The 22,741-nt window shown below is 56.3% G+C and carries 11 protein-coding genes; all 11 read right to left on the bottom strand.

The genetic code is table 11. From position 1 onward, the window contains the following. On the bottom strand, nucleotides 1-867 hold the full coding sequence (locus SK3146_RS04815; protein WP_249864007.1) for a carbohydrate ABC transporter permease: 867 nt from the start codon (nucleotides 865-867) through the stop codon (nucleotides 1-3). Then, nucleotides 864-3,134: a DUF5696 domain-containing protein gene (locus tag SK3146_RS04820; RefSeq protein WP_249864008.1), complete on the bottom strand. Its 2,271-nt coding sequence runs from the start codon at nucleotides 3,132-3,134 to the stop codon at nucleotides 864-866. The genes SK3146_RS04815 and SK3146_RS04820 overlap by 4 nt, the downstream gene beginning before the upstream one ends. Continuing rightward, the gene (locus tag SK3146_RS04825) at nucleotides 3,131-5,257 is read right to left on the bottom strand and encodes a YIP1 family protein (RefSeq protein ID WP_249864009.1); all 2,127 of its coding nucleotides are present in this window, start codon (nucleotides 5,255-5,257) and stop codon (nucleotides 3,131-3,133) included. The genes SK3146_RS04820 and SK3146_RS04825 overlap by 4 nt, the downstream gene beginning before the upstream one ends. A gap of 59 nt (nucleotides 5,258-5,316) precedes the next feature. Beyond that, nucleotides 5,317-8,454: a glycosyl hydrolase gene (locus tag SK3146_RS04830; RefSeq protein ID WP_249864010.1), complete on the bottom strand. Its 3,138-nt coding sequence runs from the start codon at nucleotides 8,452-8,454 to the stop codon at nucleotides 5,317-5,319. A 29-nt stretch (nucleotides 8,455-8,483) separates the two neighbouring features. Further along, nucleotides 8,484-10,559: a beta-galactosidase gene (locus tag SK3146_RS04835; RefSeq protein ID WP_249864011.1), complete on the bottom strand. Its 2,076-nt coding sequence runs from the start codon at nucleotides 10,557-10,559 to the stop codon at nucleotides 8,484-8,486. Continuing rightward, a complete protein-coding gene (locus SK3146_RS04840; RefSeq protein ID WP_249864012.1) occupies nucleotides 10,556-13,756 on the bottom strand; it encodes a glycoside hydrolase family 2 TIM barrel-domain containing protein in 3,201 nt (1,066 codons plus the stop codon). The genes SK3146_RS04835 and SK3146_RS04840 overlap by 4 nt, the downstream gene beginning before the upstream one ends. Before the next feature lie 18 nt (nucleotides 13,757-13,774). Then, nucleotides 13,775-15,865 carry a hypothetical protein gene (locus SK3146_RS04845; RefSeq protein ID WP_249864013.1) on the bottom strand — a complete coding sequence of 697 codons (2,091 nt, stop codon included), beginning with the start codon at nucleotides 15,863-15,865 and terminating at the stop codon, nucleotides 13,775-13,777. Next, on the bottom strand, nucleotides 15,862-18,915 hold the full coding sequence (locus SK3146_RS04850; protein ID WP_249864014.1) for a glycosyl hydrolase 2 galactose-binding domain-containing protein: 3,054 nt from the start codon (nucleotides 18,913-18,915) through the stop codon (nucleotides 15,862-15,864). Before SK3146_RS04850 ends, SK3146_RS04845 begins: the two co-directional genes overlap by 4 nt. A 121-nt stretch (nucleotides 18,916-19,036) precedes the next feature. Next, on the bottom strand, nucleotides 19,037-20,692 hold the full coding sequence (locus SK3146_RS04855) for a hypothetical protein (RefSeq protein WP_249864015.1): 1,656 nt from the start codon (nucleotides 20,690-20,692) through the stop codon (nucleotides 19,037-19,039). Further along, nucleotides 20,682-21,569, bottom strand: a complete 888-nt coding sequence (locus SK3146_RS04860) for a sugar phosphate isomerase/epimerase family protein (protein ID WP_249864016.1) — start codon at nucleotides 21,567-21,569, stop codon at nucleotides 20,682-20,684. The genes SK3146_RS04855 and SK3146_RS04860 overlap by 11 nt, the downstream gene beginning before the upstream one ends. Continuing rightward, nucleotides 21,566-22,660 (bottom strand): Gfo/Idh/MocA family protein, encoded by a 1,095-nt coding sequence (locus tag SK3146_RS04865; protein WP_249864017.1) that lies wholly within the window; start codon nucleotides 22,658-22,660, stop codon nucleotides 21,566-21,568. The genes SK3146_RS04860 and SK3146_RS04865 overlap by 4 nt, the downstream gene beginning before the upstream one ends. Nucleotides 22,661-22,741 lie beyond the last annotated feature (81 nt).

The raw sequence follows: 22,741 nt of genomic DNA on the forward strand, positions 1-22,741 counted from the left end.
TTATCTGGAATCTCTTTGCGATTTGGTTGCCCTGCTGAAAATAATAAAGATAATGCTCAAAAATACGCTGATAATGACGAAATAAATCCAGATAAGCGCGCTGTATTGCCCGTATTCGCTGTCCCGCACTTTTTGCAAAATCGGGTTCGTCGGGAATGTGAACAGGTCCACGACCGTATATATCATGTTCAGGAAAATGAACGGCGTCATAGCCGGCAGCGTAATTTTCCAGAACGTTTCCCACGGGCCTGCCCCGTCGATCCGCGCGGCTTCATAAGCGGAATTGGAGATCGTCTGCCTGCCCCCCAGGAAGATCAAGATTTGCACGCCGGAATACCACAAAATGAGCACGAACGAATCGAGCACGCCGATCAGCGGACCGGACCAGGTCGCCGATAAATTGGCTTTAATGATCCCGGATACGTTGTATTTGGACATAAAGCCCAAATCGCCTTCGCCTTGGGTCAGAAACTCCTTTACCACCTCGCCGGTCGATAAAATGACGGGAAGAAAGAAGATTGCGCGGAAGAAGGTCCGCCCCGCAAATTTCTGATTCAAAATAATGGCGATAAGCAGGGCGAAGATGACGATGATCGGAATCATAAACAACGCTTGCCTCAGGAACGGCAGCAGCTGGTTATACAGCATGTCTCCGTTCTCGAACAAAATGTAGCGATAATGCGTCCACCCGACGAACTGGGTGGTCGTGTAGCTGGCCGTGATCGTCACCTTCTGAAAGCTCATGAAGAGCGAATAGCCGAGCGGAAACGCCATAAATACAAGAAATCCGATAAACCAAGGGGCGATGAAGATCGACCCTTCGACATATTCAAGCAGGGATGCGCGCAGTTTCAGTTTACTTTTCATCGTCCGGCTCCTCCTTGAATAACGACAAAGTTTTGCGCGGGTACTTCCATGCCTTCGCTCCGGTAAGGCTCGATGCCGTAGTTGACGATGATCCGTTTGCCGTTCTCATACGTCGTTTCCTTGACATTCGGAGCGATCGTCCGATGACCCGTAATGAATTGGCTCTGCACGTCGCCCAGCGCTTCGTTATACTGTTTGTACTGCTCGGCCGCCATGTCAGCCCAATCCGTAAAATGCGTGTTATAGTAGCGGATGCCGTACGCATTGACGAATTCCTTCGTCTCCGCCCGGGTGAATACGAACGAAGGCGTCGCCCCGTACTCGATGTCCCGCAAAAAGTCGTTTATATCCTCCTGGCGGTTATTTACGTATTCGGAGGAGTAGGTGATGAGCCCGTGCGCCGCGATTTGCGCGAACGGAACGGCTTCGTCGGTAAATAAGTCGTAAGAATGGTCGTATACGAGATTCTGAATATGATTGACCTCCGGCAGCGTGTAGAAGCTGGATTTGTTACCGATGACGCCGCCGAGCGTCTCCTTAATGTTTTTCAGGATCGACTCCTGCACGTCTCTCGCCTCGTCGCGGTGCGAACCGTAGGACGAGTTGTAATCGCTGAACAGCCGCTGTCCGATCCGGTTGACGCCCAGACCGTCCACGCCAAGCTCCTTGTAGGCGGCAAGCTGCTTGCTCACCATCTCCGCCGCGAATTTGTCGCTTGTCACAGGCACTCTCGCATTGTTATAGAGAGGGTTAAGATTCAGCTTGCGGCCGGCCAGATTGACGACCGCGTGGAACTTCTCGTCGAAGCCGCCCGCTCCCGTGTTGTTCATCCCGTACTCCGTATCGAGATAAACGGGAAAGCCTTTGCCGTGGGCGTCGGCAATGAACTCCTTCATCCCTTTGTCGCCGCCGACCTGCGGATCAACGGGCAGCGATTCGCCGAATGAGCTGTAACCGCCCTTCTGCCAGCCCATAAACATCAGCGACATGTTGCGGATTCCTTTGTCATACAGCGAATGCACCATTTCGGTCGCTTCCCCGGTGCTGGTCAAAGGGATGTACCGGTCGGTAACGATCCCCTTCTCGCGGTCGCCGCCGATAATATCGACGTGCATCGGCAGATCGGCGCTTTTGGCGCTCGCGCGCTGAACGCCCTTCTCGCTCATCAGGTAATCGCGGTATTTCTGCGCCATGCCGACATAATCCGCTTGCCCGCTGCCGAGAATGTAGTATCTTACGACCCGGTCGCTGCCGAACAGTTCGTTCTTGTTATAGTCGACGAAACCCCATTCGTCGGGAGAATTCCGGCTCGTAAACTGCAGGAAGCTGGAGCGGAAGTTCATCGTCGACGTAATCCAGTTGTAGCCGCTTAATACGCCCGAAGGCGAGGCTACGATGTTGGCGTATTCCTCCCCGTCCTGCAGCACGGCCAGAAAGCCTTTGGAGCCGGTCTTCATGCCGAATACCGGCATAATGATTTTGTTGCGGTTATTGCTTAATCCGGCAAATGTATTGTCTTGCCCGTATACGCTTTCATCGTATAGCTTATTGACATTCAGCTGATTATCCTTGAACCGGATAAGCGCTCCTGCCCCGTCCGGAATCAGCATGTAGCCGTCCTGCCCTGCGGAATATTCCGCGCCGAAGAACGGGAACAGCCTCACCCATACAAGGCCCATCTTCGTTTCCTTGATTCCTTCCCGGACGACCTTCGTCTCCACGTAATCTTTATCGATTTTGACTTCCACGGGAATCGTAAAGCCCGTCTCCGGGAATTCGTAGGTTAAGGCGAAGCCGCCGGGAATCGTCCGCACGTCCTTCACCTTGCCGCTTTCTGCGGGGATATTCGTTTCCTTGGCCTGCAAAATGCTCTTGGAAAAGTCCACGTATTGCACCATGAGCGGGGACGCCAGATGCTTCTTCCAATTTTCCGATATTTTCTCCTGCGCCCAGTACTGGGGATCGGGATACGAACGGAATACGTTGTTATTTCTTTTATCCTCCACGATAAAATGTCCCGTGCCGGCATCCATTTTTAGCCGCAGTGCGTCGGACTCCGCAACGGTTTTGAAGTCGCTATCCTTGGGCAGCTGCGCCTGAATCCCCTTCTGAGGAGGCGCCGAGCTATCCTGCCCCGCCATGACATTTCGGGCCTCCGGCGGCGTCCGGAATTCAAACTTGGCGTTAGCCAGCAAAACCGCGACGGCGATCAAGAGCAGAACGGTTACAATGGCGGATGGTTTATTTATTTTGCCGAGCCAAGTCATCTCAAGAGCACCTCCTGGAACATCTCGTAAAACAGCGACGCCAAATCGTTCGTCAATCCGGCGGTAATGAAGATCAGCACTCCGATGACCAGCATGGTGCAAAGAGTGAGGAAAACATTCATCACCGTCTCGCCAACGCTGTAGTTATGCACCCATTGTATTTTCCAGAACATCAGGAGCCCTATCCATACGAGCATCGCATTGGCGATAAAGTTGTAGATGGACGATTCGGATAACGTCATGACGTTGGATATAAGGGCAAGCGGAACGCCGATGATAATGTAAGGCACCAATGCGTAAGCGCTGCCGATTAATATATCTCTAAACCGTCCCTCTCCGCGGTAAATGGAGCTGACCAGATAGTTGGCGATAATCCAGGTGATCCATACGATAAAAAATTGCGTAAAGATCGAATAAACATCGACCCGAACTGCCATATTGAACGAAAAGCTGGTGAAAAACTCCTTGAACAGCAGCGCTCCGTAAACGCCTATCATAATGAGCAGCGCCGCGGCATAGCTGCCCTTGCCTTCATACCTGACCGCGGTAAACCCGTCGACAGGATGCTTCAAAATATAGAGGGCGTGCTTCAAATGAAGGATAAAGCTCCACTTCCATCTCGGTCTGTTTTTCCACTTTAAGCGGAATCGGCTTTTGGCCGTAAGCCGGTCAAGTACGACCAACGCAATCGTCCCGAAAAACACGATGCTGGCGATCCAAGAGAAGTTTTTCTGAAACCAGCGCATTCTAATTTGCCAAAAGGAGTCGGAATACCCTTCATGATCCCCGGCTTCCTTGAACAGCTTCTCTGCCGACTCGAAATTTTCTTTCTTATAGGCCGCTTTGGCCAGCCCCAGAATCGCCGGCGTGAACTGTGCGTTCATACGCAGCACATCCTGCCAAGGCTTCTCGCTCGCTTCGTAATAGCCGGCCAGCGTCTGCAGGTTCGCTTGATTGACCTTCTCGCCGAACTCCGACAGGCGGAATACTTGGACGATATTTTCCTGATCGTCGAGAACGAACAGCTCGTTGCGCGAGTTGACGTCCAGCGCGACCGGGCTTTTGATCAGCCCGACCTGCGAAGAGCCTACAGCCGACGGGCCGCCCCAGAAATAAAGCAGATTGCCCGAGGAATCGTAATGGCTTATATATTTGTACTGCTGGTCGACAACGATCATATTGCCGTTCTGGTCTACCGCGACGTCGATCAACTGCGGCATGGTAACGACGTTCGCCTGAAGAAGCGCCGTATCCATCGGCCGGTATTCCCCGAATTCCTTCTGCGAGCTGCGCAGCAGGTTCTCCCCTTTAATATTCAGCTTCTTCAATTGGTCGGTCTTGATCGTTCCGCCGGTAACGGTATAAATATAACCGTTCTTATCCGTGGCGACGCTGTTGATCGTCTCCGGCTTCTTGGCGATCTCGTTGGCGTACATTTCCTTGGTGTACAGCCAACGCTTGAGCGCATCCAGCGCGGAAAGCACCGTTTTGTTGGCTCCGAAAAAGCCTTGAAACTTGCCGCTTCCGTCCAGCAGTACCAGACCTTCGTAGCCGCCGTGAACCGCTACGTACAAAAAGCCGCGCTCATCGACCATGACTTTGGACGGATCGTATACGAACGTATCCGGGATGTACCTGGAATCGGGCCGCTTATACTCTTGCTGCAGCTTGCCCGTCTTATCCAGCTTGATTACCCGCTTGTTGCCCGTATCGGCGATATAAATATCGCCTTCCACGGTGACGAACACGCCCTCCGGCTTCAGCAGCGGGCTCTCGGGAACCGTGATATAGCGGATCAACTGCCCTTGTTCATTCATATGGACAATCCGGTTATTGCCCGTATCGGCGATATAAATGTCATTGTGCGGATCGATAAAAATATCTTTCGGCGTCTGCAGCGGCGACTTGATCCTCTGCGCCGAATTGCCGGGATCGGGAACGGACAGATCCTGCCCGATGACGCCGATCGGGTAATACGCGGGCTGTAGCCATATCAGATTGCCGTTGCTGTCCTTGGTGAACGTGGAATATTTCACTCCCGCCTCCGCCGTCGCAGGCAGCAGCGCAGTACACAAGATGATCAAGGACAGAAGCAGCTTCCACCTATTGCATCTTATTTTCATGCTCTTTCCTCCAATTCTGTCTCTTCATTCGATCTTGAACCTGTCCTGCGACTGCGGAGTTAAGACCGGCTGAGCAGTCTTATCCGTCCAAACAAGCCGTACGGACGCAGGTTATAGTCCGGGGTATAGTCCGCCCCCTCCTTGCGAAACGACCCCCAGCTCGTTGTGGAAGGATCTCCCGACCTAAGGTGGAACGGACCGAGCATATTGCGCGGGCTGCCCATCACTTCAAGATCGATCCGGTTCTCGCCTTCGCGCAGATACTCCGTAAGGTCTACCAGATTAGCCGCTCGCCATGGCACATGCCCCGCCGTTCGGCCATTGACTCTGACCTCCGCCGTGACCGCGGAGTAGTCCCCCAGCTCCAGCAGCGTCCTGCGCCCCCGCGGCGGGTGATGCTGCGCGAAATCAAAGTGATAGACGATACTGCCGCAATAATGCGTATATCCTTGCAGACACCAGTCGCCGAACGCAAGCTTTGCAGGCTCGGCAGTCACTCTGCGCCCCCGGTCCACCGCAAAGCCGCCGATCAAATAGATGTCCTCCACTTCCATCCCGTTATGGTAACGGCAGGATAGCGTCAGGTCGTTGCCACCCTGTTTCAAAGAGGGCAGCAGCACCTTATCGAACGAGCGGTCGAGGAACCAGCCGTCCGGCGTATTGGCGACCGGCATTCCGTTCAGCCGAATATCGTATTGCCTTGCCGATTCGACCACCAGGTGCACCGGTTCTGCCGGAACTTCCGCTGCATCGAACGAAAACCGGAATGACGCCGGCGTGCCGTTGCCGGGATGAGGATCGTGAATCCATTTATACCGCTGCTCGATTCCGTTGCCGTACACCTGCCTCATGCCGAGCTTCTCCCTCACATCCCGCTGCGCCCGCCAAACGTCCATTTCCTCCGACCACTCGCCGTGGCCGCCGAGCCGGTAAGAGCATCTGTCCAGCGTCAGCACGTTCGGCGCGGTGCGGCTGAAGCCGCATACCGGTCCGAGCTCCGCGATCAAGGATAACGATTCATTCGCCGCGGCGGGCTCCCGGGAGGCGTTCGCTTCACGAACCGGGCCGTCCGCCTGTTGGCTTGCAGCCCAAGACCCGCCGCCGAAAACGTACAATGCCGATCCGGCCGGACCCAGCTCCGCATTCCATTGGAGAAAGCCGCCTGCCGCCTCCGCTTCGATCGTCTTCACCGCGCCGGTCAGCGGACACCACTGCTCGACGGCGCCGCTACCTTCCAGGCGGATGCGAACCTGATGAGTCCCTTCCCGGTCGTTGTTGACGACAAACAACAGCCGGCTTCCGGCCTGATCCAGCTCGCGCAGCATGTAGAGCAGCTCGGGCGCTTCCAGCTGCTGCCCGTTCGTCAAGCTGACCCGGCGGGGGCTTATCGCTTCAAGCGCTTCGATCACCCGCTCGGTCTCCTCCGTCTCCGTCACATTCGGATGATCATACAGTTGCGAGAGCCGCTCTGCGGCTTCTCGACCTTCGATCATCGCGGGCCGCGGACCCGTCGCGACGATGCGTCCGCCTGCATGAACGAATTGCGTAAGCAGACGGAACGTGCTCTCCAGCATCGTGTCGATAGGCGGAATGACGACGACGGAATATTCCGCCTGCTCAACGGCCAGCTTGCCTCCGCGCACGGCGCCGACGTCCGCCATAATCGTCTCGTCGCCGAGATCGATATCGTAATGCGCTCTCAGCAGCTTGCCTAAAAAGGCGTTGAACTCGTGGCCGAAGTGATTGGCCGCGGACACATCCTTATCCTTTCCCCTCGCCTGGGCCCCGTACGGCAAGGTGCCGATACGGCTCCAAGCCGTCGAGGCCGGATGCAGCACGAGCACGTCGCGCACCGGCTTGCCTTCGCTCAATACGGCGGATAACCGCGCGAAGTAATCCTCCGCGACATGATTGTATTTCCACCAGCTCGTATTGTAGTTGAATACCGGGGGATAATCGCGCTTACGGCAGCCCTTGATCGAATATAAGGCCAAATGCTGCGAGCGGACGTTCACGCCGAGCACATATTGGAAGTCGCCGATCCATTTCTGCCCTTCGAAGGTGAAGCCCCAGCCCGTGCAGCCGTACGTTTCCGTAAGCACCTGCTTGCGTCCGAACTGATGGGCTACGCTCGTGCACTGCTTAACGGTTATGTATTCGCTCGTTTGCTCGTTCAGCATATCGATGCCGGGAACTTGCTGGTACCGGTAGTTCGGCATGACCGCTCCGCATACGCGGGTGGCGGTGCCAAGATTGTTCTCCCACAAATAATGTCCGGTAAAAGCGATCCCGTTCCCGTCGCACCAATCTCCGAGCTGTTTGGAGTACGCCTCGCTGAACCGCTCGGTGAGCGTTCTCCAGTAATCATGCCTTACCCATGCGGATTTTTCCCCGTCAAAGTACAAATAAGGAACGGCTTCCAGCACATCGTAACCCCGCCGCCGCTTGAAAAATCCGGCAAACGATTCGCTCCACGGAAGCCAGCCTCGGCCCGGCGTAAACCGGCAGTGCCGGTCATGAACGCTCGGCTCGTCGGTGAACACGCCGCGAACCGTCCGGCCGAACTGGCCGCCGACCTCGCGCTTGTACGCCTCGTACGTAATGTCGATAAAGGCTGCGACGGTATCGGGGTTCAAATTGTCGGGCGGCGCCTCGTTATTGAACCATTCGCTCCGCTCGGATACTTCCACGCGGAAAACGAGCAGCACCTCATGCCCGCCCAGCTCAGGCTTTCCGCCCACAGGCAGCCGCTCGCACCGCAGCATGCTTCGCTCTTCGATGACGGCGCGGAATAACGCAACCGCATCGGAATAATCCTCAGCCAGGCTGCCCGGCGCAACAACCTCCAGCGTAAGCCCTTTGGCGCGGAAGGCGTCGCCTCCTCTTGCCTGCACCAGCCCTCCGGCGAACCCGGACGGCCAGCGGTCCTCGTCATAGAGCCATACGTGCATGCCCAGCTCTTCGGCCGCCTGTACGGACCGGCGAACGCAATCCATCCATTCCGGACCCATGTACACGGTCTCCAGTCCGTCCCGGGAATGAATGAAAAATCCGCCCATTCCCTGCTCCTTCATCTGCTTGATCTGCCGGACCAGCTCTTCTCCGTCCAGCTCATCGTTCCAGGCCCAGAAAGGGACGGAACGATATTCCGTTCCCGGCCGTTCGAACCGCCGGAGCAGCCGCTCCCGCATGTCCATGCTACCGCCTCCTCGTTTGCATAAGGGTATTAAGCGGGTGCTGCAGCTTCGTCTTCTCCGCCATGCCGCAAAATAAGCACGCCCTTCGGCTCCAGCCGAAGCAGGCCGCGGACCTTCGTCCCGCTCAGCAGTTCCTTACGAACGGTATCGCCCGCATCGATTTCCCGTTCTTCGTCCGCATGATTCATAATAAAGGTATACCGGATTCCGTCCTTCTCCCGGCAGGTTACTTCAACATCCTCGGGCGCTTCGCATAGCGGCGCGATTCCCGCGCGGTCGCATAGATAGCCCATCCACTTCCGCAGGAACGCTCCCTCCGGCTCTGCAGCCGCATACCAGGCTTCTCCGCGGCCGTAGGAATGCCGGGTGATCGCCGGACATCCGGCATAATAATCGCCGCCGAATACGGCAACGGCCTCCGCGCCCTCCGTGTGCACCGTTTCGCAAGCGGTACGGCAAGCATAGGCGCCTTCCAGCGACCCCAGAGTCTTCTGCATGACCAGCGAATTCCGCTGCTCGGGGAATAGCGCGTCGATCTCCTCCACCCAGATGCCGAGCAGCTTGCGCAGTTCTCCGGGATAACCGCCCGGGGTGACGAGATCGGTTTCGTTCACGATACCGCTGAAGAAGGTCGATACCAGCGTCCCGCCCTGCTCGACGTAGCGCTCCAGTTTCTCTGCGAAGCCCTGCTTAACCATATACAATAGCGGCGCAATGACCAGATCATACCCGCTCAAATCCGTCTTGACATGGATGATATCCACCTGCACATGATGGCTGTACAAAGCGTCGTAATATTTTTGAACCTGGTCCAAATATTTGATATAGGAAGAAGGGCCTCCGCCCAGCTCGACCGCCCACCAGTTTTCCCAATCGAACAAGATGCCGACGCGGCTCTTGATCGTGGAACCGATCAGCTCTCCGCCGAGCCGCTGCAGTTCTCCTCCCAATTGGGCGCATTCCCTGAACACTCGTGTATGCTCATGACCCGCATGATCGATGACCGCTCCGTGGAACTTCTCATAAGCTCCGAGCGACCGCCTCAGCTGAAAGAACATGATCGATTCGGCGCCCCGCGCAATCGCCTGATAGCTTCTGACCCTCATCACGCCGGGACGCTTGGCCGGATTGACGCTCTTCCAGTTGATCACCCCGGGGCTTTGCTCCATCAGCATGAACGGAGCGCCGTCCTTAATCCCCCGCATCAGATCGTACCGCATAGCCATATAGCTTTCCGGTGTATGATTCTCGGGATAAATGTCCAAGGCGGCGATATCCAGATACGGCGCCCATTTGAAATAGTCCAGCGGCTTATACGTCCCGTTCCCTTGAAAATTGGTCGTGACGATGGCTTTCGGCATCACTTCTTTAATGGCGTCGTACTCGATCAGATAGCACTCCAGCCAGCTGTCGCAATTAAACCGGAAGAAATCGAGCGTAATGCCTTGAAAAGCCGTCTGATCCGCGTTGCCTCCCGACAACCCTTCGCTGAGGCCGCTGGGAAGAACGATCTCCTCCCAGTCATAGAACGTATGGCCCCAAAACCGGCTGTACCAAGCTTGGTTCAGCTTCTCCAGCGTGCCGTAGCGCCGCTGCAGCCACTTGCGGAACGCTTGCTCGCAGCGCTCGCAGTAGCAGCGGATGCCGATTTCGTTGTTGACATGCCACAAGAGCAGCGCCGGATGATCCTTGTATCGCTCGGCCAGCTTGCGCGCCATCAAACCGGCATAATGCCGGAAGGTCGGGCTGTTCGGACAGGAATTATGCCTGCGTCCGTATTTGCGCTGCTTGCCGTCGGCCGTCACCGTCAGCACATCGGGATATTTCCGCGCCATCCAGGCGGGATGGGCCGCCGTGCTCGTTCCCAAGCAGACCTTAACCCCGTGCTCTTGCAGCTTGTTCATCGCCTCGTCAAGCCAATCGAAGCGATACGTCGTCTCATCCGGCTGGTTGAGCGACCAGGAGAATACGTTCAGCGTGGCGATGTCGATGCCCGCCAGCTTGAATAAACGCATATCTTCATCCCAAATGTCCCGCGGGAACTGCTCGGGGTTATAATCGCCCCCGTATACGATTTTGGAAAAAGCAACCGGTGCAAAGCTCATTGCTCAACCTCCTGTTTTCCATTCGCTTCCTTATGCCGTTCGCCTTCATCCGCTTCCGTCAGCGGCTTCGGCCGCGCTCTTCCCAATCCCCAAGGGGAACGGTCTCGCTCCGAGAACGGCTTCAGCCGAACGGAGAACTCCATCTCCTGCGCCTTCAGCAGATAGCTGTCCAGCGGCGGAGCCTCGCCGCAGCTGTGATTGCCGATGGGGGCCTGCCGGTAATCGAGATGCAGGATCGTTTCATTCAGCCGGATCAGATCGTACGTATGCTTCGCCCTGCTCAAATTGTCCGTCGAATAGTGGCCCGCGCTGACATTAAGCGTAGGCATGCCGCCTATATACATCCCGGTTCCCGCCGCATTCGTCGCGACCGCCCACCGGACATCGGCTTTATTGCCGTTCTCCTGAGGCTTAATATAAGGAACGAACTGCTCTTGAACCGAACCGCCGTATACGCCGAGCCGTCCGCTTTCTTTACGGTCCTCATAACATTCGTGAGGCCCGAGACCGAACCAGGAGAAGCGGTCGAACGGCCCCGGCAGCGCCAGCTCGAAGCCGAACCGCGGCAGCGGAGGAAGCTCTTCTGCAGGAACGATCCGCGCTGTGATCATGATATCGCCGCTTCCGTAGATTTCATACTTCGTCCATGTCCGGAAGCAGACCGGCAGACCGGCGGCCCCCAGCGCGCCTCGCACCTCGATGGCGAGCGCAGAGTCCCCGTGCCGGAACGTCTCGACCGCATCGACACGCTGCTGCAGCGCATCGAAGCCCGCTTTCCTCCATTCCTTCGCCTGGCGGGAATCGTTATCGATCGCCGCCCGCCACAGCTGCAGCTTCGGCCCTGACGTCAATAACGGAACCCCGTTATATTGCCAAGCTTCAATCCCGCCTTTGCCGATATTGAACTTGATGAGGAAATCGTCTCCCTCTATGTTAAGAAACCTTTTCGTTTCGATTACGTTTACCGCAGGCATAGATTCAAGTGCGATATAAGATGGCGTCTTCCGCTGTCCGCCCGAAACCCCGGTCTCAATCATGATTTCCATCGGAATGTCGGCCCAGGCGATCTCATGTCCCCGCGGAGCCCAATCGGACGCTTGCTTCAAGGAGAAGCGGATATGCATCCAGCAGACTCCGTCCTCATGAACCGCCGACTTTTTGCTCCAGGGGACATGTACGGTCGTCTGCTCTCCAGGGCCCGTATTCAGCTCGGGCAGCTCCCCTTGCTCCAGCACCCGTCCGTCGCAGTAAAGCATCCAAGTACCGGCCAGATGTTCGAGGGTAAGAAAGTCGTAACGATTATGCACGGCGATCAGCCCCGATTCCATATCGATCGGCTCGATCTTGACCGGCTCCAGCACCTTTTTCACTTCGAGTATCGATGCCTTCGGCCTGCGGTCGGGAAACAGCAAACCGTCTATGCAAAAATGCCCGCTGTTCGGATGATCTTCGAAATCGCCGCCGTATGCGTACCAAGCTTCCCCGCTGTCGGTATGCTGCCAAATGCCGTGATCCGCCCATTCCCAGATCAATCCTCCGAGCAAGCGCGGGTACTTGTATACCGCGTCCCAGTATTCCTTCAGATTGCCGACGGAATTGCCCATCGCGTGGGAGAACTCGCACATCAGATACGGTCTCGGGTCCTCCTTCTCTCCCTCGGCGATGACCGCTTCCAGCGACGGATACATGCTGCTGACGATATCGACGACCGGAGCATCCTTCGCCCGTTCATAATGAATCGGACGGGACGGATCGGCCCTGCGTATCCAATCCGCCATCGCATCATGGTTCGGGCCGTATCCCGATTCGTTGCCGAGCGACCAAACGATGATGCTGGGGTGGTTTTTATCCCGCTCCACCATGCGGATCGCGCGATCGACAAAAGCTTCCTTCCATGCCGGGTCTTCGGCCAAATAGCTCTCGTTGCCGACAAAATGGCCGCCGTGCGTCTCCAAATCCGCTTCATCGATCACATACAAGCCGTAACGATCGCATAAATCCAGCCAACGTTTATCATTGGGGTAATGGGACAAGCGGACGGCGTTCATATTATGCCGTTTCATCAGCATCATGTCCTCGATCATCGATTCGTAAGGAATCGTAAACCCAAGCTGCGGATGAAATTCGTTGCGGTTAACCCCTTTCAAAATAACCGATTTGCCGTTCACCAGCAGTTGACCGTCCTTCACGGCGATTTCCCGAAAGCCTACCGCCGTGCTTGCCGCTTCCAGTACTTGATCTTGCCCGTCGGTTAATTCCAGTCCGAGGTAATACAGATGAGGCGTCTCCGCGCTCCAGCGAAGGGGTGCGGCCACCGCAAACTCCGCTTCGAGCTCCCGCCGTTCCCCCGGAGCCAACTCGTTCACGATGACGGCCAAGCCTTCACAAACTTTGTTTCTCATGCCGTCAAGCAGCGAGATGCGCATTTGGCACGGCTCGGCAGTTCGGGAAGCGTGATCGTTGCCGATGTGAATCTTTACGCTGAGCACCGCCTCCGCGGTCGGCGCTATGAAGCGGGTATGAACCGCCACATCACGGATATGCGCATGCGGAGCGGATTTGATATAGACGTCCCGGAAAATGCCGCTTAACCGCCATTTATCCTGATCCTCCAGATAGCTGCCGTCGCACCATTGATAGACTTGGACGGCGATGACGTTCTCCCCCCGCTTCAGCAGCGGCGTAATGTTGAATTCCGACGGCAGATGCGAGCCCTGCCCGTAGCCGGCCGGATGCCCGTTCACCCATACGTGAAAGGCGGAGTCTACTCCTTCGAACACGAGAAACTGCTGCCGATCCTCCCAGCCTCCGGGAAGCCGAAAGCTCCTGCGGTAGCACCCCGTCGGATTGTCGTAAGGAACGTAAGGCGGGTCGATCGGGAACGGGTAGTAGCTGCTGGAATAGAGCGGCCGTCCGTACCCTTGCATCTGCCAATTGCCGGGGACGTCGATACGAGCCCAGCCTTCAGGCTGAAAGGACGGCTCGAAGAAATGGTCCGGCGCCTCATCCGGACTGTCCGCGTAATGGAAATCCCAGCTTCCGTTCAGCGATAAAAAATAAGGAGAAGCGGCAGGCTCGTTCGCTATCGCCGACTCCAATTCGGCGTAAGGGATCAGACCGACGGAGGGCGGCTCCGCATTGCGGCTCAGCACTTCGAGATTTTGCCAATCCGGCATCGCTTGTTTGTTAACGTCCACGTCGTATGCCCCCTTTCATTATTTGGCAAGTTCCGCCTCTTGGAACCGTATGGCGTTTTGCAGCATTAAGGCGATGACCCAGGAAGGATTCCATTTATTGCTATGGCCGCGGTGGTTCCAGTTCGTCTGGAAAAAGCCCTCTGCCTGCTCGCCGATAATATCGAATTTCCATTCTCCCGGCTTCGTGCATATGCCCTGACCGAGCGCGTCGAAAATCATGCGCCCCCAGCGCTCGTCATCCGCCCTGCCGGTCGAACGCCCGAAATCCCACAGCTCGAAGGTCGGGAAGAACACATCCAGATGATGATTTTGCACGCTGACTCCCGGCCAACCCGCCGCCTGAAAGCCGGCCTCCCGGAACATGGAGCCTTTATCGTATACGGGATTCCACATATAGACGAAGGTCAGGAGCCATTCGGCCGAAAGCTGCGCCCATTCCTCATAAAGCGGCTTGCCCGTCGTTTTATACAGATGGTAAGCGGCCAGGAAGAAATACATACCCGCTTCCTTATCCTCGCATTTGGCATCCAGCGTGGAGCGGGCGAAAGGACGATCGAACGTGGCTGCATGCAGCTCGTAATAGCACTGCATCATCGCTTCGGCCGCAGCCAAATAATCGGGCTGTCGCGTAATCCGGTAAGCTTGCACCAAAGCGATCAGGCAGGGCAGCCCTGCCGCCGTAATCATATTATCGTAGGGTTTTCCGGAGAGATCCCAAGCCGCGGGAAGGATTCCGTCCTGTAAGCCTCCGCGGATAAACAGGTCGGCCGCATCGCAAACGGCTCGCACCCATTCCTCCGGTATCGCTCTGCCTTGCTCGCGGAACAGCAAAATAATGTCCCCTAAATCCGCTATCGTTTCGCCGTAGGCTCTGCTGGATACGACCTTCTCCTGACCGGAACGGAAATCGTCCCAGCGGGTTTCATGCAACATATAAGAGCTGTGCCGGATTCCCGGCACTTCGGTTTCGCTTTCCTTAACATAGAAGCTCGCCGCCTGCACGCATCTTGCGATACGCTCCCCTTCCCCCCGGGAGAAGCCCAGCTTGGCGTCGCACCAGGCCAGCTTCAGACATTGTCCGGTCCAGCCGTACATATAGTGCAGCGGATGCTTGGAGACATTGCCGAAGGAATTCGAATCGGTAAATTTGATATACCCTGCCGCTCCCCCGGCCCCGGTTCTCCACCTGTCATCCAGCGCGTTCGACTTCAACCGTACGATCTCCGCCGCTGTATGCGGTTTGGCGCCTTCGGGAGCAAACAGCCCGGAAGCGGCGCGAACCACCTCGCGGAACGCTTGGCCCGAGCGGCCGATTGCGCCCCAATGAAGCGCATACTCCTTTTCCAGCGCAAACCCGGGCGCAAAATCGAGATAGCCGCCGTCGTAAGGCTGCGTCCTGCTTTTGGACACATAGACGACGTCTTTCTCGCCGTTCATCATCAGCACGCCGCTCATGGCGGCAAACGTCAGTCCCCGCTCCTCTTGAAGCGCTCCCAGCGATCCGTAATGGACCTTGCCGTCCGGAGTTTCGACATAGCTCGGGAGAGAGAATAAGGTAAGGAAGCGAGCTTGCTCCCCTTCCCGCCACTCCGCGTTTACCGCAGGAATCGGCAGGCGGTGCTCCTCGCATAGAAACCCTCGGCCCGCTCCTTCTCCGAGCTTGGGAACGATCCGCTGCGGATCGGAGGACGGATTATTGTTGTAGATCATATGCGGGATCGTTACCTTCTCCTCTTGCTTTCTGTCCAACGGGAACAGCAGACCCGCTGCCGCGTCGCGCAGCGTCATGCCGCTGCGATTCTCCCAGGCAGCGGAAATCCGCAACAGTCCGTTCGCGTCGAAGCCGAGACGTAAGGAGAATCGTATCCCGGACAAGTCGCCTTCGACAACAAGGCGCTCTTGCTCCTCAGACAACTTGGTGTGATTCAGTCGCACAGGCTCGCTGCTCCAAGGTTTACGGACGGAGAAACACAACATTTCCTGCAGCCGTCCTTCGAAATAAACGGCGGATGATTCTTGATCCCGCAGCGAAATCGTCACTTCATCCCGCTCCGCCGTCACTTCCGCCGACTTCCGGCGGTCTGCGCTGAACACCGTGTACCGCGTCATGCCTTCGCACCTCCGCTTTGCAATAGGGTAATTAGTAACCTGTCGAGCGTCGGATTAAAGCCGACCCTTCCCGACAGCGGGAAGCAAACGGCGTAAATCCGGCCCTTGCCGACTTTTTTCTCCGCAATGATCGGCAGCTTGCGCTTCTGACCGTCGGACTCGCCCTGCGTCGTATAGGAGAAGACGATCGGCTCCAGCCCCTCCCCCAGCAGATGGCTGTGGCTGATTCCGTCGAGGCGGTCGTTTTGCAGATTGTAAAAGTAAGCGAAATCGTCATGCTTCATCCATTGCAGCTCCGGCCGGTTCGCATTTACTCCGAGCGTATACACTTCTTTGTACTTGGCCGTCTTGATTTCGCCGCCCTCCAGCTCCCAGCAAGTATGGTTGGAAGTAGATACCGGACGTCCCAGAATGAACATGGCGGTCGCTCCGTGACGGACTTTTTCCAGCAGCGAGGTCCGGTGCCGCACGAACGCCTCCTTCGTGGAAACGATAATCGCCCCGTCCTGCGCGTCGTCCTCCTCGTATGAAGAACTCTCCAGATCGAGCAGCGAGCACAGCACTTCCGATTCGGAGTCCAGATAAGAAGCGCGAACCGGCTTCGGCTGCAGCCGCCTCATCCGGGCGAAGGCTTCGAAACGGAAGCGTTCCGCGTTAAGCTCCGCTCCGTGCTCGTCGATTAAGGCCGCATCGATGAAGAACGGCTGCCGCTCCGCCGTCGGCGGCACAGAGAAGCGGATAGTACCGGCATAGCGAGAGGATGTCTGCGGCAAATCGCATGTCATTTCGTAGCTCCCGTAATCCCTCTGGCCGTCGCGCAGCGTAGCGATGATCCGGCAGCCTTCGTAGCTTTGATCCGTATCGTTCAAGAGCCACGCTTCGATTTCCATCGTTTCCCCTTCATACACTTTCAGGCGGTCGCAGCGCAGGTTCACCCGCACCGGCTCCAGACATTGCTTATAGGTGAAATATGCCGGCTTGGGAATGCGGTCGGCTCCGACCAGCGCCTTCATCCAGCCTGCCGGCCATGCGTCGATCAAGAGATGGATCGCCGTCGAAACGACCAGATCCGTTCTTCGCCGCCAAGCATCGGTCATCAGCTTCGTCGCCAGACATTGGTGCTGCTGGCTCGCTTCAATCCAGCTGTGCATCGAATGCTGCTCCCCGAACCAATCGCCGTGCATCGCATACGTCTGCGCTCCCTTGATCCGGTTCGGCGACCAACGCTCCTTTGTATCTTCGGGCAGCCATTCTCTTGGATAGCGGCTCGTCATTAGCTGCGCATTGTCCAGCCCTTCTGTGCCATACTCTCCGCAGCCCGCTTTCCAGCCCGGACGAATGGCCGGCAGAAAGCCTTTGTGCAGTTTTCCGAGAGTAATTCCGTTATTCGTGTACCACATCGTATAGCAATGAAAATCGGGCAAGCCTTCACGTGTCGGCGGGTTATAGTCGCCGTCCGCGTTTTTCACCACCCGGTCGGGATTTTCCACATAAATCGCCTGGCGAGCGGCGATGAAGAACGCTTCCAATTCGTTGCGGTGCAAATGCCGATGTCCTTTGCGCCGCTTCTCCGTACGCGACGGCTCGTTAATCAGCGACACCATGACGGAGGAAGGATGGCTGCGAATCAGCCGTTCCATGTCGGCCGCCTGACGGACGCCTTCCACGAACTGATTGCGGCGGATAAAGCCGAAGGTCGGCAAGTCGCATTGGTGCATCATGCCCAGCATGTCGAAATAATCGTAAATTTCCTCCTGCACGGGCCGCTGCGTAATCCGATAAAAGTTCATATTCGCCGCTTTGGCGATCAAGATGTCGTCGATGAGCTGTTCCGGCTTGTTTTGCATCACGCACTGCTGCAGATGTCCCATTTCATTGGCTCCCCTGAGAATGACGGGGCGGTTGTTCAGATAGAGCGTTCCTTTCGGCTCTCCGTCTTCATCCATATGAAACTTGCGCATGCCGAACGTGCGGTCCAGGCAATCGGTGCAAACGCCGCCGTTATTCACTTCGACGCGGGCTATGTATAGATAAGGCGCGTCCGGCTCCCACATACGAAACTGAGGGAAATCGACTTTATAGCGAAAATAATTGATTCCCGGCCCTGCGTAAGCTATCTGAAAGCTTAACGGGCCGATGCCGGTTCCGGCAAAATTTTTCGGGATCAGCTCCAGCTGCATTTCGAAATCTTCCAGCAGCTTGTTCGTCGTGTTCATCGCATCGATCCACACCTCGACATGGCCTTCGTCGAGGTTAGGGCGCACGAACACATCTTGGATGAATAACTCCGAGCGCTGTTCCAAATACACCGCATTATAAATGCCCGCTCCCGGGGGGCAATGATTCCAGCCGCTGTACGGATCGTCCCAGCCCGGCCCCGTCGCCGCATACATTTTGTCCCCGTCCAGCTTCGTTCCGCCTACCCCCATCATCGGGTAATCGTTATCGACTTCGACGACAAGCGTATTATGCTGCTGCAGGAAGTCGGTCACATCGAATTCGAACGGGGCGAAGAAGCCTTCGTGACTGCCGATGCATTTGCGGTTTAAATAGACGGTCGCTTTATAATCGACTCCTTTGAATACGAGAAATACCCTTTTGCCGGCCTGAACCGGTTCGTAGGCAAACTCTTTACGGTAAAATCCGGTCCATTTGCCCTTATCCCCCGACGGCCCGCGAAAATCAGGCACCGTGGCCTGCTCCCAATCGCCCTCGCCTTCGAGCACGCGAGTGAAATTCGCATCTTCCGCCGTTTGATAACGGAACTGGAAGCGGGTATGCCGCTGCCGATCCCGCGTCAACGAGGGCGCCGGAGCCAGATTGCGCATGAAAGGCCGATATTTCATGCGCAGCAGCTGCAGCTCATGCTGAAACATGGTCAGCTGCGTCTCGTATGAAAAGGCCGGGACCTCCTTGGCCATCTCCGATCCCGGAGCGAAATACGCTTTCTCGTAAGCTATCGGAGGAATTTCATGCAATTCGTCTTTATTTCCCGGATGTTCGCGAAACGCGATTTCGGCGAACGGGTCCAGATGTTGGGTCTGCTCCAAATGAATTTCCTCCTTTACTGCATCAACTGGAACCTTGGAACTATGAAACCTGGGGCCGCTTTCTTCAATACGATAGCAAGCGCCAGCCCCTGTTCCGGTTTCCAAGTCTTATCCTGTCTTCTTATGTCGAACGGATTTCAAAATCCAATTCGCTTCCGTCTTCATTCCGTGCGTACATCCGAACTTCTTCCTTCCCGAAGCGCTGCATCCAGCAGTCCGCGTCGCCGAGAAACGGCTGTACGGCTTCCCGAACGTTTTCACTTAGGAAATCGTCCGTGACAAGCCATTGTCCCAAGCCTTTGGCTCCGCTTATTCGGACATCGGCGGGACAGTCCTTTGGCAGCAGCCAATCGGCTATGACGACGACAGCCCCGTCCTCGGCCTTTTGGCGCAGCGCCTGAAATGTTGCATCCGACAAATCGGAACCGCCCGCCATGATCAGCTTAGGCCGGCCGAGCTGCCGTCCCGTTACATATCCGTCGTATACGAGGACGTTATGAACGGGATACAACAGCGGATGAATCGGCTTCCGTCCGCTGCCTATGTAGCCTTTTTCCAAAGGAAAGCGTTCTATGGAAACCTCCCGCTTCAGCTCATGCCTCGGGAAGTCGTATCCCGGTATATGCATGCAGCTTCCGTACGCGGGAATGCGTCCCCTGCTGAGCAAATGCCATATGGTAAACACGCTTTGACTGCGTGCAATGGACTCTTGATCCGACGAGCGGTTTCCGAACAACCGTTCATTTTGACCATAGTTGCTGTCGTCGGAATGAATGATCACGATATCCGGATCGGCTTGCGAATGATGCCACCGGAGCGGATGCCCGGGAACATAGCTTTTAACGAACTCAAGCCAAACTTCGCCGAATTCCGTCTTCGTGAAGCCCTCGCCCGTGCTGCGGAGAAGCACATCGGCATTTTCCACAAACAGATGGGACGGGCCCATCCAATAGCCCATTCGGAGAGCCGAAGCGAACTCCTCCGGCGAATGTCCGGGGAACCCGTGAAACCGCGTGAACCATGCCCCTGTATCGGGTCCCCACAGATCGGCGCATATCCACATGTTTCTTCCGTACTGCTTCGCCGCCCCCAGCGCGGTAGAAAGCTGCAGCGATTGGAACGATTCCTTCATGATCTTGGGACACAGCTCCATCCCCGCTCTGGCGTAAGTATGGAACGAAGTCGGAAACACCTGCTCGGAAATCAGCGGCATCGCCCCCGGATTGCGGCCTGCCCGGTTCATTGCGTCCCCGACATGCCGGACTCTGCCGCGCACGGCCGACTCGACGCCGAGCCGGGATCGTTCAAGCGTCTCGCCGTCGGTGAGTCCCCAATGCGGGAACCAGCCGTCCTTGCGGTACTGTGCCGCATTGATTTGCAAATGCTCCGGTTCGTCGTACAATAAGCCGATGCAGCGTCCGGAGGCGGCAGCTTGAGCCAAGGCGTCATCCGGCAGGTCGTACCGGTTCGTGCCCTCGACCCAGGGCCCGTTGATGTTGCCGTACTCGTTGCCTAGACAAATATCGAGCCCCGCTCCGGCCACATCTTCCAGAAGCTCCTTGTAACCCTGCATTCCCGGCAACGCATGATGGACGTAGAAGTCCGCCTGCAGTTCTTGAAGCGCCCGGATAAACGCTTGCGGCTCAGGTCTCGGGTCCTGCGACGGGCACACGCTTCCGGTTCCCGTTCGCATGACCGAATCGGAAGCTTCTTTGCCCCACGGGTCCTGCCAAGCGACGACAGGTCCTTGAATGCCTAACCTCGGTTTACGCTTCATGGGCATCACGCGCATTCGGTTTTGCTTCCCCCGCCGCTGCAAACGCTTGCCGAATCAGCTGCAAACATTCCTCGACTTCTTCCGGCTTGGCATGTTCAAGAATTAACGGCACATCCGGCAGCCTTTTCATCAGAAATTCCGCATAAACGTTCCAATCCGCCTGTCCCGCGCCTACCCTTGGCGTCGTAAAGCCTTCGTCGGAATAAAGCGAATCCTTGGCGTGAGCGATCGGGGACTGACCGGCAATGCAATCGAAGATTTCGGTCATCGCCCGGCGCTGAGCTTCCAAGCCGCTCAAATCTTGCACCGTCAAATAATTGAACGGGTCCATGATCATGCCGAGCCCTTCCGTTCCGAGCTCCTGCAGAAGCCGCTGCGCCTGTTTCGGCTCGGCCAGCACATTCAGCGCGAAGCCTTCAAGCAGCAGCACCGCATTATTTTCCGCCGCGCGTCTTTGAAGCCGCTGCGTAATGGCGAGAAGCTGCTCCCACGCTTCCGGCGAACGGTTTCCTTCGTAATCCCGCCATGCGTTGGAAGGATGCAAGCTTCCGGTTTCCGTGGCGATATATTGGGTTCCATAAGCGGAGCACAGATCGATCATTTTCTCCAGCTGGACCAATTTTTCTTCGCGTTTTGCCAAATTCGGATTGAGCAAATTCGTATACCCCGACAGGCCGACGATCTGAATGCCTCTGCTTGCAAAAATCCGACAAATTTTATCGGCCCTTGCGGTAGAGAACGGCTCGTCATCCATCACCTGCAGCTTCTGCTTGATGTCCAGTTGAACGTAACGGAGCCCGTGCTTCCCGGCCTCCTCCGCCATCGCTTCCGCAGAGAAACCCATATAGACATAACTCATAAATCCGAGTTCGTTCATCCTCGTTCGCCCCCGCTCCAAATTTCCGTTCTCTCGACGACCCTGCCTTCCTCGCTGGAGGCAACCATCGCCGTCGTCATCGCAATCGTCTGCAAATTGTCCTCGATCGTTACCGGAGGCTCCTGTCCTTGATCGAGCGCGGTAATAAACGCGAGCATGGAACCCGCGAAGGCGTCCGGGAACCAGCTTCCCTTCAGCTTCATTTCGTGAATGACGTTTTTATGCTTGTTAATCGCCATATACAGCGTATCCTGCGTGCACCACAAGCTTCCTTCGGTCCCGTCCACCCACCATGTATTGCTGTGGGAACGGTTCGCTTTGGCGATGTTGTTAAAATGAAGCGAAGCCATAAACGGATGTCTGCCGCCCTTCGGACCGAATTCGACATTGGCCGAATAGATGAGCGGATCAATCGCATTCTGCTCCCTCAGTTGAGCCGTCGTACAGTGCACTCTGGACCAATCTTCGGGATACGGGTTAAAATAACGGCATAAATCGACATAGTGGACGCCGTGATCGACGATATTGAAATTTTTCATCTTCGTCCACCACCAACCGGCCTGATCCTGGAACGAGCGCATATAATGATGAATGCTGTAGATTTCTCCGATCAGCCCCTGCTCGATCGCCAGCTTCAGCGCTCTGTGCGCCGGAGCCCACCGTGCCTGCTGGTTCACGCCGAGCACGATGCCGAGACGCCGGGCTTCCTCGCCGAGCAGCTGCGCGTGCTTGATGTCCATGGCAAGCGGTTTCTGACATAAAACGGGGCGCGGCGCTTGGCTGATGCTTCTCAGCACCTCCAGCCTCGGTGCCGGATGGATCGCCATGTCGATCACCGCTACCTCCTCCATCTGCAGCAGCTCGTTCACATCGGTCGTCCATCTCGGAATGCCGAATTTCTCCGCCGTTGTTCGGGCCGCTTCCTCGCTGACATCGCAGCATGCGGCAATATGTAAACCATACTTGCGGTAAGCGGGCAGATGCGCCGTGTTCGCTATGCTTCCGCAGCCTATGAGTGCGATGCCGTATCGGTTTAAATCGGATATATGAGATTTTCTCGGTAAGTAATCTTCCGGTCTTATAAATTCCATTCTAATCACCTCTCGATTTTTACTTTACACCAGTTCAAAACAACATATATAGGTTGTTTCTGCCCACTTTCGGGGCGGATT

It is taken from the genome of Paenibacillus konkukensis (genome assembly GCF_023523925.1).
Lineage (GTDB): Bacteria > Bacillota > Bacilli > Paenibacillales > NBRC-103111 > Paenibacillus_S > Paenibacillus_S doosanensis.

Bases quoted from the DNA above. Each gene is read 5' to 3' on its own strand.
- SK3146_RS04855 (WP_249864015.1), bottom strand. From the start codon at position 20,692: ATGAAGCGTAAACCGAGGTTAGGCATTCAAGGACCTGTCGTCGCTTGG.
- SK3146_RS04860 (WP_249864016.1), bottom strand. From the start codon at position 21,569: ATGAACGAACTCGGATTTATGAGTTATGTCTATATGGGTTTCTCTGCG.
- SK3146_RS04845 (WP_249864013.1), bottom strand. From the start codon at position 15,865: ATGACGCGGTACACGGTGTTCAGCGCAGACCGCCGGAAGTCGGCGGAA.
- SK3146_RS04825 (WP_249864009.1), bottom strand. From the start codon at position 5,257: ATGAAAATAAGATGCAATAGGTGGAAGCTGCTTCTGTCCTTGATCATC.
- SK3146_RS04830 (WP_249864010.1), bottom strand. From the start codon at position 8,454: ATGGACATGCGGGAGCGGCTGCTCCGGCGGTTCGAACGGCCGGGAACG.
- SK3146_RS04815 (WP_249864007.1), bottom strand. From the start codon at position 867: ATGAAAAGTAAACTGAAACTGCGCGCATCCCTGCTTGAATATGTCGAA.
- SK3146_RS04865 (WP_249864017.1), bottom strand. From the start codon at position 22,660: ATGGAATTTATAAGACCGGAAGATTACTTACCGAGAAAATCTCATATA.
- SK3146_RS04820 (WP_249864008.1), bottom strand. From the start codon at position 3,134: ATGACTTGGCTCGGCAAAATAAATAAACCATCCGCCATTGTAACCGTT.
- SK3146_RS04835 (WP_249864011.1), bottom strand. From the start codon at position 10,559: ATGAGCTTTGCACCGGTTGCTTTTTCCAAAATCGTATACGGGGGCGAT.